Source organism: Amycolatopsis sp. EV170708-02-1 (assembly GCF_022479115.1).
Lineage (GTDB): Bacteria > Actinomycetota > Actinomycetes > Mycobacteriales > Pseudonocardiaceae > Amycolatopsis.
This window is the reverse complement of sequence record NZ_CP092497.1, coordinates 7,265,077-7,277,987: the sequence shown is the minus strand read 5'-3', so window position 1 is coordinate 7,277,987 and position 12,911 is coordinate 7,265,077. Positions and strand designations below refer to the sequence as shown.

Genomic DNA, 12,911 nt, shown 5'->3' with positions numbered 1-12,911 from the left:
TCTCGGAACGCGCCGCCGCCACCAACGACGTTTCCCGGAGGAGCCATGAGAAAGACCGTTCGGACAGTGCTGGCCGCGGCCGCGCTGACCGCCGGGCTGGTCGCCACGACCGCCCCCGCCATCGCGGTGACCACTCAGGGGACCCCTTACCTGCCGGGCGTTCTGCGCCCGTCGGCGAGCCAGTCGGCGCAGGACGCGGCGCTGGCCAAGTACTACGACTTCTGGAAGAAGAACTTCCTGACCACCAAGTGTGGCGCGGGCACCTACGCGGTCAAGGCGCCGGACGCCGACCACGCCTTCGTGGCCGAGGGCCAGGGCTACGGCATGACCATCGCGGCCATGATGGGCGCCAAGGACCCGCAGGCGCGCACGGTCTTCGACGGCATCCTCAAGTTCGTGAAGGCGCACCCGTCCGTGATCGACAAGGACCTGCACGCCGCCGAACAGGATCCGAACTGCAAGAGCGTCAACGGCAGTGACTCGGCGACCGACGGCGACCTCGAGATCGCCTACGGCCTGCTCCTCGCCGACAAGGTCTGGGGCAGCGGGGGTTCGGTCAACTACAAGGCCGAGGCGCTGCGGATCATCAAGGCGATCAAGCGCAGCGAGGTCAACCCCGACACCAAGTTCATGCGGCTGGCGGACTGGGCCGACAGCGGCAAGTACATCAACGGTTCGCGCTCCTCGGACTGGATGCCGGGGCATCTTCGCGCGTTCGAGAAGGCCACTGGGGACTCGTTCTGGGGTCAGGTCCGGACCCGGCAGGAGAAGGCGGTCACGCAGCTGCAGCAGCAGTACGCGCCGAAGACCGGCCTGATCCCGGACTTCGTCGTCAACACCAACTCCACGCCGAAGCCCGCTCCGGCGGACTACATGGAGGACCACCCGCAGCACTTCAGCTGGAACGCCTGCCGCGACCCGTGGCGTCTCGGCGTCGACGGCATCACCGTGTCGGGCAGCCCGGCGCAGGGGCAGGTGCGGAAGATGAACACCTGGATCCAGCAGGCCACCGGCGGCGACCCCGCCAAGATCAACCAGGGCTACACGCTGTCGGGCGCCAAGATCTCGGGCGAGTCCGGCGAGCACCCCTGCTTCACCGCGTCGTTCGCCATCGCGGCGATGAACGACCCGGGCAGCCAGGCCTGGCTGGACAAGCTGTGGACCCGCGTCACGTCCTGGTCGCCGCAGGCTGACGACTACTACGGCACCGGCATCACCGTGCAGGTCCTGATCATCCTGTCGGGGAACTACATCGCGGTCTGATCCGGCGGCGGTGACCGCGCACTGAACTGCCAGGAAAGGGTCGTTCAGGACACAAAATGTCCTGAACGACCCTTTCGTGACATCAGCAAGACAAGAATTCAACCGCCTGTTGACCTCTTCAACACGCAGTTGTAGCGTCGGCGACCACCCGAGGCACCGTGGAGGTCCGTCATGCCGTCGACGCCGCTCACCCTGAACCGAACCTGGCGCTTGGCCGTGCTCACCGGCCTTGCCGCGCTCGTCACCGCGGCCTGCGGAGGCGGGCCCGACGGAGCCGGCGGCCAGGAGCCCGCGGCGCCGGGCGCGCCCGCCGCGATCCCGGACACGACCGCGCTGATCGAGTCCGTCCAGAAGGACGCCGCCGTCGCCGGCACCCTGCCCGCGAAGTACACGCAGGCCGGGATGCTGCACCTGGCCTCGAATCTCCAGTCCGCGCCGAACAACTTCTACGCCGCCGACGGCAAGACCCCGATCGGCTACGAGGTCGACCTCGCCAAGGCCATCGGCAAGAAGCTGGGCGTCACCGTGCACCACCAGGACATGGCGTTCGGTTCGCTGATCACGAGCCTCCAGTCCGGCCGGGTCGACCTCACGATGGCCGCGATGAACGACACGAAGACCCGGCAAGCGCAGATCGATTTCGTCGACTACTTCTCGTCCGGCATCACGATCATGGTCCGCAAGGGCAACCCCGACCAGATCTCCGGGCCGGACACGTTGTGCGGCAAGAACGTCGCGGTGGTGCAGGGAACCAGCCACCAGAAGTTCGCCGAAGAGCAGAACGGCAAGTGCGCGCAGGCGGGCAAGCCCGCGCTGACCGTCACCGCGACCGATTCCGACACCCAGAACCAAAACCAGCTCCGCACCGGCCGGGTCGCCGCCATCCTCAACGACCTGCCCAGCGCGGTCTACATCTCCCGGACCGCGGGCGAGGGCAAGTTCTTCGAGGTCGTCCCCGGCGAGCCCATCAACGGCGGACCGTACGGGATCGGCGTCAACAAGGAGAACAAGCCGCTCGCCGAGTCGATCCAGAAGGCGCTGCAGTCCCTGATCGCCGACGGCGGCTACGGCAAGATCCTCCAGGCCTGGGGCGTCGAGCAGGGCGCGCTCAAGGAGGCGAAGCTCAATGGCGGAAGCTGATCGGTCAGTGGCAGAGCCGCTGCCGATCGTCCGGCGCAAACACTGGGGCCGGTGGATCAGCGCCGCGATCATCCTGGTGCTGCTGATCCTGCTCGGGATCGCGCTCGGCAACGCGCAGATCCAGTGGGATTCGGTCCCCGAGTTCCTGTGGTACCGCGTGATGGCGGTCGGCCTGCTCAACACCGTGCTGCTCGCGGTGATCGCGCAGGGGGCGGCGATCGTCATCGGGATCGTGATCGCATTGATGCGCCGCTCGGCGAATCCGGTGGCGCGCTGGTTCGCGGCGGGCTACATCTGGCTGTTCCGCGGGCTTCCGGTGCTGCTGCAGATCCTGATCTGGTACAACCTGGCGCTGGTCTTCGAGTTCATCTCGATCCCGTTGCCGTTCGGCGGCTACCTGCTGCACGAGCAGACCAACGTGCTGATCACCGCGTTCACCGCCGCGCTGCTCGGCTTGGCGCTCAACGAAAGCGCGTATATGGCGGAGATCGTCCGTGCCGGGCTGAACAGTGTCGACAGTGGACAGACCGAGGCGGCGAAGTCGATCGGGATGTCGCCGGGCGCGACCCTGCGCCGCGTGGTGCTGCCGCAGGCGATGCGGGTGATCATCCCGCCGACCGGCAACGATTTCATCAACATGCTCAAGGGGACGTCGATGGCGTCGGTGATCGGCGTGACCGAACTGATCCACGCCGCCAACAACATCTCGTCCAACAACCTGCTGGTGATGGAGACCCTGCTGGCCGCCGCCGTCTGGTACATGGTCGTGGTGACCGTTGCCGGGGTGGGACAGCACTACCTGGAGCGCGCCTTCGACTCCGAAGACCGGTCGCGGAGCGCGTTCTCCCGCGCCGCCAAGGCCCTGCGCACCGCGCCATTGGTGAGGAGTGAACGTGTCTGAGCCACTGCTCAAGGCCGTCGGCGTCCGCAAGAGCTACGGCCACACCGAGGTGCTGGGCGGGATCGACCTCGAAGTCCACAAAGGACAGGTGGTCTGCCTGCTCGGCCCGTCCGGCGCGGGGAAGAGCACCTTCCTGCGCTGTGTCAACCATCTGGAGACGATCGACGCCGGGCAGGTCTGGGTCGACGGCGAACCGATCGGGTTCCGGCTGCGCGACGGCAAACTGTACGAGCTGAAGGAACGCGAGGTCGCCCGGCAGCGGCGCGACATCGGCATGGTGTTCCAGCGGTTCAACCTGTTCGGCCACCGGACGGCGCTGCAGAACGTCGTCGAGGGGCCGGTGCGGGTGCTCGGCGTCCCCCTGGAGGAGGCCCGGGAGCAGGCGCTCGACCTGCTCGACAGGGTCGGTCTCGCGCACCGCGCCGACGCGTACCCGGCGCAACTTTCGGGCGGGCAGCAGCAGCGGGTCGCGATCGCGCGGTCGCTCGCGATGAAACCGAAGCTGATGCTGTTCGACGAGCCGACGTCGGCGCTGGATCCGGAACTCGTGGGCGAGGTGCTGGCGGTGATGGGTAGTTTGGCCGCGGAGGGGATGACGATGGTCGTGGTGACGCACGAAATGGGGTTCGCGGCCGAGGCCGCGGACGAGGTGGTGTTCATGGCCGACGGCACGGTCGTCGAGACCGGCCCGCCGGGGGAGCTCCTGAGCTCCCCGAAGCACGAGCGGACCAAGCAGTTCCTGGCCAGGGTCCTCGCATGACGCGGATCTCGCCGCGGTACCTGCTGCAGTTCGGCGAACCGGCCGGGTACCTCGACTTCGCCCGGTTCGGCCCGCCGTCGCACGCCGTGCTCGACACGACGGCGAGCCTGCTCGACGCCTCGACGAAGGCCGGTCCGTCCACTGTGGACGACCTGATGCGGCAGGAGACCAGGGCCAAGGCCGCCGCCGCGCGGCTTTCCGGCAGCGACACCGACCACACGGTGCTGTTGCCGCACACCAGTCTCGGCTTGTTCCAGGCCGCGTTCAACGCGCCGGGTGGCGAGGCACTGGTGTCGGCGGCGGAGTTCCCGGCCAACACCTATCCGTGGGCCCGCGCGGAACAGGCGGGACGGCTGACCGTGCGACGGCTGCCGCTGGGCAACGTCACCGCGGACGCGGTCAAGGCGGCGCTGACCCCGGAGACGTCGCTGGTGAGCGTGAGCGCGGTCGACTTCCGCACCGGGTACCGCGCCGACCTGGCGGCCATCCGCGAGGTGGTGGGGGACCGGCTTCTCGTGGTCGACGGGATCCAGGGCTTCGGCGTGACCGAGGCGCCGTGGGAGGTCGCGGACGTGCTCGTCGTCGGCGGGCAGAAGTGGCTGCGGGCGGGCTGGGGAACCGGTTTCGCCGTGCTGTCCGATCGCGCGCTGGAGCGGATGGAGCCGATCCTCTCCGGCTGGACCGGTGCCCGCGACCCCGGCCTGTTCGACGACGAGATCCATCCGGCGGACGACACCGCGGCCGCGTGGTCGATCTCGAACCTGAGCCCGATCACCTCGGGCGCGTTCGCGGCCGCGCTGGAACTGGTCGAGGAAGCGGGCGTCGGCGCCATCGCCGGGCGGATCGCCGAACGGGTCGGCGAGCTCGAAGAGGTCGTGAAATCCGCCGGCGGGGAAGTGGTTTCGGCCGTCGAGCGGCGGGCCGGGATCCTCGCCTTCACGCTGCCGGGGCACGCGGCCGAACAGGTGGGTTCCGCGCTGGCGAACGCCGGGATCGCGGCGACCGTGCGGCCGGAACACGTCCGGCTGTCGCCGCACGCGTCCACCCCGGCGAGCGCGGCGGAACAGGTGCGTTCGGCGTTGGAGCGGCTGAAGAAACCGGCTCGTGTCTTCGAAACGCCGGTCGTCGCATCCGCGGCCTCGGGCGATCTGCTCACCGCGCTCGTCCCGGCGGTGCACGCGCTCGCGGCGATGCTGGGGCCGGGCAACGAGGTCCTGCTGCACGACCTGAGCAGGCTGCCGGACTCGATCGTCGCCATCGCGGGGGACCTCACCGGCCGGACGGTCGGCGGGCCGATGACGGATCTGCTGCTGGGCCTGGTCCGCCGCGGCACCACGCAGGATCTGACGAACTACGAGACCCACGGTCCCGACGGGCGCGCGATCCGGTCGTCGACGCTGTTCCTGCGGGACGCCGACGGGGTCGCGATCGGCTGCCTGTGTGTCAACCGGCTGTCCGACGGCGCGCCGAAGGCCAACGGGCACGAACCCGAGACGTTCCCGCCGGACGTCGACAGCCTGCAGCGGTTCCTGGTCGGGCGCGCGGTGGCGAAGGCCGGGATCCCGGTGGACCTGATGAAGAAACGGCACAAGGCGGCCGTGGTCCGGGAACTGGACGAGGCGGGGTTCTTCCTCATCAAGGACTCGGTGGACCACCTCGCCGGGGAGCTCGACGTCACGCGGTACACGATCTACAACTACCTGAACGAGATCCGGGGCTGATTCGTCTCGTGAGTGGTAAGGACGGTTCTAACCGTCCTTACCACTCACGAGGGGTTAGGCGAGGAAGGACTCCACGGCATCCGCCGCCTTGTCGATGCCGCCGTTCCCGCGAGTCTCGGCCCGCACCTCGGCGAGCCGCGCGGCCACCGAGGGCGAACCGGCCACTCGCTCGACAGCGGCACGCAGCGTCGAGGCCGTCACCTCGTCGGCCGCAAGCTGCTCACCGACGCCGAGTTCGGCCAGTTTCGCCGCGTTGCCGAAGCCGTCGGTGGCCAGCGGGATCGCGACGGTCGGCACGCCGTACCACAGCGATTCCGTGCTGCCGCCCATGCCGGCGTGCGTGATGAACGCCGACGCGGCCTCCAGCACCGCGAGCTGCGGCACGAACCGATGGACCTCGATGTGGTCCGGCAGCGGCCCGAGCTCGGCCGGATCGGTCTGGCCGATCGAGATGACGACGTGCCATACCGAATCGCGGAACCCGTCCACGCAGGCGCGGAACAGGTCGAGCTGGTCGGTGAACGCCGTGCCGAGCGACATCAGCAGGACCTTCCTGCCGTTCGACGGCGGGGTCCAGCTCCGGTCGGCGAGACGTTCCGGGTCCAGCGCCGGGCCGACGAACCGGACCGACGAGGGCACCCGTTCGACGTTCGGCTGCATCGCCCTCGGCAGCAGCGCGAGCACCTGCGGCGGATGGGAGATCCAGTCCCAGGCGTCGGCCTCGATACCGTTCTCGTTCAGCCAGCGGGTGAAAGTGGCGGAATAGTCCTTTCCGGACGGTGAGGTCCGGATCGCGGTCAGCATCTCGCCCATGTCCTCTTCGTAGCCTTCCCAGGCGACGTACGTCGGGGAAAGCTGCACCGCCGGAACGCCGTAACGCCTGGCCAGCAGCGGCGCCGGGAGCCCGCCGATGTCGTACAGCAGCAGGTCCGGGCGGTTCTCGTCGTAGAAATCGGTGAGCACCGGCATCGCCTGGATGCCTTCGTCGAGGAAGACCCGCATCTGCGACGCCGGATCCTCCGGCCACGCCGACTGATCGCCGAGCGGGAGGATCGAAGGGTGCGGGACGACCTCGGCCCCGGTCGGTTCGATCAACCCGGTGAGCGGCTCGCCCACGGCGTAGCTGACCCGGTGCCCGCGAGCGACCAGCTCACGGATGATCGCCAGCGAGGGATAGATATGACTCGGCGCGGTGGAGCCGATCATGGCGATGTGCTGGTTCTGCATGATGTCCTGTCCGGATCCGTGAAGGGACGTCAGACGGCGCGCAGAAGAGGGGCCACTCGATCGCGGGCGGCCCTGCGGTCACGCCGTCTCAGGCGGTGCGCATGCGGATGCGGCAGATCATGATCGACAGCGTAGCGAGTCCAGCGCGGCCTCCCAACCGATTAACCGGTTGCCCGGTTTGCCGCGATCGGGACCCGCCGTTGGTAGGGACCTTCGCCGGAAGGCTTCCGCAGGTCATGGACGTGGATAGGGTTTCGGGGCTTTCACCTTTGGAGGGAAAGGGAGAAACCTTGAGACGTGTTCTCATCACCGCGCTGACCGCGGCCACGCTCGCCTCGGTCGCGGTGACCGCGCCCGCGGGCGCGGCGGAGGCGGCACAGCCCGTCGAGACGATCACCTGGGGAGCGTGCACCGACCCGACGTTGATCAACGCCGGCGCCGAATGCGGTTACCTGTCCGTTCCGCTGGACTATTCGCGGCCGCGCGGCGAGAAGATCCAGCTCGCGCTCAGCCGCGTCAAGCACAAGACGCCCGAGGCGCAGTATCAGGGCGTCATGCTCACCAACCCCGGCGGCCCCGGTGGTTCCGGGCTGCTGCTGGCCACCCGCGGCACTCGCGTGCCGAACCACGCTGGCGACGCCTACGACTGGGTCGGCTTCGACCCGCGCGGCGTCGGCTCCAGCAAGCCCGCGCTTTCGTGCATCCCGGACTACATGGACTACAACCGGCCGAACTACGTGCCGACGACGCGGCAGCTGGAGAAGACCTGGCTGCAGCGCTCGAAGTCCTACGCCGACGCGTGCGCGGAGAAGAACAGCCGCGCGCTGCTGGAGAACATCAAGACGACCGACACGGTCAAGGACATGGAAAGTATCCGCAAGGCGCTTCGCGTCGAGAAGCTGAACTTCTACGGGTACTCCTACGGCACCTATCTCGGCCAGGTCTACGGGACGCTGTTCCCGCAGCACGTCCGGCGGATGGTCCTCGATTCCACTGTGGACCCCCGCAACGTCTGGTACCAGGCGAACCTCAATCAGGACGTGGCCTTCGACGTCAACCTGAACATCTGGTTCGGCTGGGTCGCCCAGCACGACGGCGTCTACCACCTCGGCAAGACGCAGGCCGCGGTGAAGCAGGTGTTCGACGAGCAGCTGAAGAAGGTGGCCGCCGTCCCGGCGGGCGGTTTCATCGGGCCGGACGAGCTCCTCGACGTCTTCCAGCAGGCGTCGTACTACCAGCTGCGCTGGACGCTGCTCGGCGACGCGCTCGCGAAGTTCGTCAACAAGGGCGACTGGCAGACGATGAAGGGGCTGTTCGAGGCCTTCGGCGGCCGCGGTGACGACAACGGGTACGCCGTCTACCTCGCCGTCCAGTGCACCGACGTGAAGTGGCCGCCGAGCTGGCAGCAGTGGAAGCGCGACAACTGGCGCACCTATGAGAAGGCGCCGTACTTCACGTGGCAGAACGCCTGGTTCAACGCGCCCTGCCTGTACTGGCCGGCGAAGCCCGCCAAGCCGGTGAAGGTCGACGGCTCGAAGGTGCCGAGTGTGCTGATGATCGGCGAGACGCTCGACGCGGCGACGCCGTACGAGGGCAGCCTCGAAGTTCGTAGCCGGTTCCCCGGCGCTCGCCTGATCGGTGAGCCGGGCGGCACGAGCCACGCCATCACCCCGCGCGGAAACGCCTGCGTCGACAACCGGATCGCCGACTACCTGGCGACCGGGGCACTGCCCGACCGCAAGCCGGGGCGTACGGCCGACGTCGAATGCGCGCCGCTGCCGCTCCCGGTGCCGCCTCCGGCACCCGCTTCGGCCCCCGACGCGGCACTCTCCCGGGTGCCCGCCTAACCCAAGTCCGTGAAGGCCTCCTTGAGGGACCCAGAGTCCCTCAAGGAGGCCTTCACGGACTTCTGGGGTTTCCACGACAGGGGACTTTGTGTTACAAAGTGCGAGTGAGCTTTGTAGTTCAGAGTGCTCGAAGGGGGAGAGTCATGGCGGACGCGTTCAGCCTCGAAGGGCTGGTCAAGCGCTTCGGTGACGTCCTGGCCGTCGAAGACGTCAGTGTGCGGGTCGCGCCAGGGGAGGTGGTGGCGCTGCTCGGGCCGAACGGCGCGGGCAAATCGACCACCATCGACATGCTGCTGGGCCTCAGCAGGCCGGACGCCGGGCAGGTCCGGGTCGCCGGGCTCGGCGCGGCCGAGGCGATGGATCGGGGGATGGTCGGCGCGATGGCGCAGAACGGGACGCTGCTGAGGGACGCCACGGTCGCCGAGCTCGTCGGGCTGTTCGCCTCGTTGCACCGGAATCCGCTGCCGGTCCGCGAGGTGCTCGCGCGGGCAGGCGTCACCGAGTACGCGAACCGCCGCTGCGGCAAGCTCTCCGGCGGCGAGCAGCAGCGGGTCCGGTTCGCGCTCGCGCTGGTCGGCGATCCGGACCTGCTGGTGCTCGACGAACCCACCGCGGCCATGGACGTCGACGGGCGGCGCCGGTTCTGGGCGTCCATGCGCGAGTACACCGAGACGGGCCGCACGGTCCTCTTCGCGACGCATTACCTCGCCGAGGCCGAGGATTACGCGGACCGCGTCGTGCTCATGCGGCACGGCCGTGTCGTCGCGGACGGTCCCGTCGGCGAGGTGCGGGCCGCGGTCGCCGGACGGGTACTGCGGGCCGTCGTCCCGGAAGCCACCGAAGCCGCGCTCGCCGCGCTGCCCGGGGTCTCGCGCGCCGTGCTGCGTGCCGGGCACGCGGAACTGAGCTGTGCCGACTCCGACGCCGCCATCCGCGGCCTGCTGCGCGAGTTCCCGCTCGCCGCGAACATCGAAATCACCGCTGTGGGACTGGAAGAAGCCTTCATCGCGCTCACCGCCGATGCGGCTGAGGGAGCCTTGAGATGAACCTGAACTATCTGGCGCTGGAGATCAAGCGCATCGTCCGCAGCCCGCAGTTCGCGTTGTTCACCATCGGCATGCCGTTGGCGATGTTCCTGTTGTTCGGCGGCATCTTCGGCGCCCGCGAGATCGCTCCGGGTATCTCGACCGCGACGGTGACCATGGTGAACATGGCCGCGTACGGCGCCATGACCGCCGCACTGTTCACCGGCACCCGCGTCGCCACCGAGCGCACCGACGGCTGGCAGCGCACCCTGCGGCTGACGCCGATGCGGGCGCCCGGCTACCTGATGGTCAAGGTGTCGGCCGGATTGTTCGTCGCCCTGCCCGTCCTGCTGGTGATCTTCGCGGCCGGGATGATCCGCGGCATCCGGCTCGAAACCGGCCAGTGGCTCACGATCTTCGGCACGCTGTGGCTCGGGACGCTGCCCTTCGCCGTGCTGGGCCTGATGATCGGCCTGTTCGGCAAGGGAGACACCGTCCAAGCGGTGACCGGCGCGCTGATGCTGCCGCTGGGCATGTTCGGCGGGCTGTGGATCCCGCTGCAGGTCCTGCCCGGCTGGATGAACACCGCCGGGCACCTCATGCCGACGTACTGGCTCGGCGAGATCGGCCGCGCGCCGGTGCTCGGCGGTACGGGCCTGGTGACCGCCGTCGGAGTGCTCGCGGCGTGGCTGGTGGTGCCCGCGCTCGTGGTGATGGCGAGGTTCCGGCTCGACACGGCGAGACTGTGAACCCGTGTTAGTTTTCCCCGGTGGTGGAGGATGAACGGGACGGCGACGAGCGGCCGATGACGCCCGAGGAGTCGCTCGCGCTCATCGCCACGCAGTCGGAGCGGACCCGGCGCGAGATCGGGCCGAATCCGGCCGTGCTGCTCGGCGTCTGGGGTCTGGTGTGGCTGTTCGGTTTCGGGCTGATCTACGTCTCCGCCCCGCCGACCGCCCTGATGCCGCTGTGGGCCGCCGCCGTGCTCACCGTCGTCGGCTTCGCCGGGGCCATGACGTACTCCGCGATCTACGGCATCCGCTCGAGCCGTGGCGTACGAGGACCGTCCCGGCTCGTCGGGGCGATGTACGGGTGGAGCTGGATGATCGCGTTCGGCGGGCTGACGGTGGTGAACACCGCGCTGATCCGGCTCGGCCTCGACGCCGAGCTGATCCCGTTGCTGTGGTCCGGGACCGCGCTCATGCTGACCGGCCTGATGTACCTCGCCGGCGGAATGCTGTGGCAGAGCAAGCTGCAGTACGGCCTCGGCGTGTGGATCATCGCGTGCGGCGCGGCGAGCGTGCTGGCCGGGGGACCGTACAACTTCCTCGTGCTGAGCGTCGCGGGCGGCGGTGGCTTCCTGGTGGCGTCCCTGGTCTTCCTGGTGCGGGCGCGATGAGCGAGGACGGGCTGCCCCAGCTCGATCCGGTGATCCACGCGCAGGCGCGGCTGCGGGTCACCGTGGCCCTGTCGAGCCTGGGACCGGGGGACAGCATCACCTTCCCGCGGTTGCAGCAACTGCTGGACATGACGCCGGGCAACCTGTCGACGCATCTGCGCAAACTCGAGGACGCCGGCTACGTCGGGATCACCAAGGCCTTCGAACATCGCACGCCGGTGACGCTGGTCGAGCTGACCACGCGTGGCCGCGCCGCGTTCGAGGAGTACACGAAGGCCCTGCACCGTCTTCTCGAGGTGCCGGGCGATGGGCGGGCATGACCGGTGGGTCATCCACCTCGACATGGACGCGTTCTACGCCTCCTGTGAACAGCTGACCCGGCCGACACTGGCGCAGCGTCCGGTACTGGTCGGTGGCGCGGGCCCGCGCGGCGTGGTCGCCGGGGCGAGTTACCAGGCGCGGGAACACGGGATCAAATCGGCGATGCCGATGTCGCAGGCCCGTCGGTTGCTGCCGCCCAACGGGGTCATCCTCCCGCCGCGGTTCAAACTGTACGAACTGCTGAGCACCCGGGTGTTCGACCTCGTCGCCACCTACGCGCCCGTGCTGGAACGGATCTCCCTCGACGAGGCCTTCGCGGAGCCGCCGTCACTGGCCGGGGCGTCGTCGGACGAGGTGCGGGAATTCGGTGCCCGCCTGCGGGAGCACATCCGCTCCGACGTCGGCCTGGTCGCGTCGATCGGGGCGGCGTCGGGGAAACAGGTCGCGAAGGTCGCTTCGGATCTGGCGAAACCGGACGGGCTGCTCGTCGTCGACCAGGGCACCGAACGCGACTTCCTCGCTCCGCTGCCGACCAGGGTGCTGTGGGGGATCGGCCCGGTGGCGGAGGGGAAACTGCGGGCGATCGGCGTCCGGACACTCGGGCAGCTGACCGCGCTCTCCGACGCCGACGCGGTGTCCACTTTGGGCAGTGTGGTCGGGCGGGACCTGCGTCGGCTGGCGACCGGCGTCGACGACCGGCCGGTATCCGACCGCGCGGAGCTCAAGCAGGTCAGCGCGGAGACGACGTTCGACCGGGATCTGATCGACCTGCCGAGCCTGCGGCGCGAGGTCCGCGACCTCGCCGTGCACGCGCACCGGCGGCTCGTCAACGCCGGCCGGGTCGCGCGGACGGTGGTGGTGAAGCTGCGGCACACCGATTTCAGCACGGTGACCCGTTCGGAGACGATGGCTTCGCCCACCGACGAATTCGACCAGCTCGCCGCGATGGCGGAACGGCTGCTGATCGACCCGGCGGAATTCGGCGGCGTGCGGCTGGCCGGTGTCGCGTTGTCCGGGCTTTCGGTGCCGCATCAGGATCCGCTGTTCACGCTTTCCGTTCCGGTTTCGGACGTGCCGGTGATCGAGCGGGCACCCGCGCCGGCGCCCGTGGTCTCGTCGAGCTGGCGGCCAGGGGACGACGTCGTGCACGACGAGTTCGGCACCGGCTGGGTACAGGGCGCCGGACACGGCCGGGTGACCGTCCGCTTCGAGACGCGATCCAGCGGGCCGGGCGTGGCGCGAACGTTCCCGCAGGAGGATCCGGCGCTGCGCCGGGGAGAACCCGGCGACTGCCTGGCTTGAAAGCG

The 12,911-nt window shown here is 69.1% G+C and carries 12 protein-coding genes; 11 read left to right on the top strand and 1 reads right to left on the bottom strand.

Features of this window, described 5'->3' with window-relative positions:
• Nucleotides 1–45 precede the first annotated feature (45 nt).
• From MJQ72_RS33060 to MJQ72_RS33040, 5 genes are all read left to right on the top strand, one after another.
• Entirely contained in the window at nucleotides 46–1,263 is a 1,218-nt protein-coding gene (locus tag MJQ72_RS33060) for a glycosyl hydrolase family 8 (RefSeq protein WP_240594940.1), read from the top strand.
• 171 nt (nucleotides 1,264–1,434) lie between these two features.
• Nucleotides 1,435–2,403, top strand: coding sequence for an ABC transporter substrate-binding protein (locus MJQ72_RS33055; RefSeq protein ID WP_038518006.1), 969 nt, complete (start codon nucleotides 1,435–1,437; stop codon nucleotides 2,401–2,403).
• Nucleotides 2,390–3,304 carry an amino acid ABC transporter permease gene (locus MJQ72_RS33050; RefSeq protein ID WP_240594938.1) on the top strand — a complete coding sequence of 305 codons (915 nt, stop codon included), beginning with the start codon at nucleotides 2,390–2,392 and terminating at the stop codon, nucleotides 3,302–3,304. The genes MJQ72_RS33055 and MJQ72_RS33050 overlap by 14 nt, the downstream gene beginning before the upstream one ends.
• Complete coding sequence (locus MJQ72_RS33045) at nucleotides 3,297–4,064, top strand: amino acid ABC transporter ATP-binding protein (protein ID WP_315860774.1); 768 nt, start codon at nucleotides 3,297–3,299, stop codon at nucleotides 4,062–4,064. Before MJQ72_RS33050 ends, MJQ72_RS33045 begins: the two co-directional genes overlap by 8 nt.
• Nucleotides 4,061–5,785 (top strand): aminotransferase class V-fold PLP-dependent enzyme, encoded by a 1,725-nt coding sequence (locus tag MJQ72_RS33040; RefSeq protein WP_240594937.1) that lies wholly within the window; start codon nucleotides 4,061–4,063, stop codon nucleotides 5,783–5,785. The genes MJQ72_RS33045 and MJQ72_RS33040 overlap by 4 nt, the downstream gene beginning before the upstream one ends.
• A 54-nt stretch (nucleotides 5,786–5,839) precedes the next feature.
• Here MJQ72_RS33040 and MJQ72_RS33035 read toward each other — a convergent pair whose 3' ends face one another.
• Entirely contained in the window at nucleotides 5,840–7,012 is a 1,173-nt protein-coding gene (locus tag MJQ72_RS33035; protein ID WP_240594935.1) for a macrolide family glycosyltransferase, read from the bottom strand.
• Between the two features lie 290 nt (nucleotides 7,013–7,302).
• On the opposite strand from MJQ72_RS33035, the gene MJQ72_RS33030 reads away from it, so the two are divergent.
• The 6 genes from MJQ72_RS33030 to MJQ72_RS33005 all read left to right on the top strand — a co-directional run bounded on the left by MJQ72_RS33030 (nucleotide 7,303) and on the right by MJQ72_RS33005 (nucleotide 12,906).
• Complete coding sequence (locus tag MJQ72_RS33030; RefSeq protein WP_240594934.1) at nucleotides 7,303–8,859, top strand: alpha/beta hydrolase; 1,557 nt, start codon at nucleotides 7,303–7,305, stop codon at nucleotides 8,857–8,859.
• Between the two features lie 143 nt (nucleotides 8,860–9,002).
• The gene (locus MJQ72_RS33025) at nucleotides 9,003–9,905 is read left to right on the top strand and encodes an ABC transporter ATP-binding protein (protein ID WP_240594932.1); all 903 of its coding nucleotides are present in this window, start codon (nucleotides 9,003–9,005) and stop codon (nucleotides 9,903–9,905) included.
• The gene (locus tag MJQ72_RS33020) at nucleotides 9,902–10,633 is read left to right on the top strand and encodes an ABC transporter permease (RefSeq protein WP_240594931.1); all 732 of its coding nucleotides are present in this window, start codon (nucleotides 9,902–9,904) and stop codon (nucleotides 10,631–10,633) included. Before MJQ72_RS33025 ends, MJQ72_RS33020 begins: the two co-directional genes overlap by 4 nt.
• Before the next feature lie 20 nt (nucleotides 10,634–10,653).
• Nucleotides 10,654–11,283 carry a hypothetical protein gene (locus MJQ72_RS33015; RefSeq protein WP_240594929.1) on the top strand — a complete coding sequence of 210 codons (630 nt, stop codon included), beginning with the start codon at nucleotides 10,654–10,656 and terminating at the stop codon, nucleotides 11,281–11,283.
• Nucleotides 11,280–11,603 carry a transcriptional regulator gene (locus MJQ72_RS33010; RefSeq protein WP_016332004.1) on the top strand — a complete coding sequence of 108 codons (324 nt, stop codon included), beginning with the start codon at nucleotides 11,280–11,282 and terminating at the stop codon, nucleotides 11,601–11,603. Before MJQ72_RS33015 ends, MJQ72_RS33010 begins: the two co-directional genes overlap by 4 nt.
• Nucleotides 11,590–12,906: a DNA polymerase IV gene (locus tag MJQ72_RS33005; RefSeq protein WP_240594928.1), complete on the top strand. Its 1,317-nt coding sequence runs from the start codon at nucleotides 11,590–11,592 to the stop codon at nucleotides 12,904–12,906. The genes MJQ72_RS33010 and MJQ72_RS33005 overlap by 14 nt, the downstream gene beginning before the upstream one ends.
• Nucleotides 12,907–12,911: the final 5 nt, after the last annotated feature.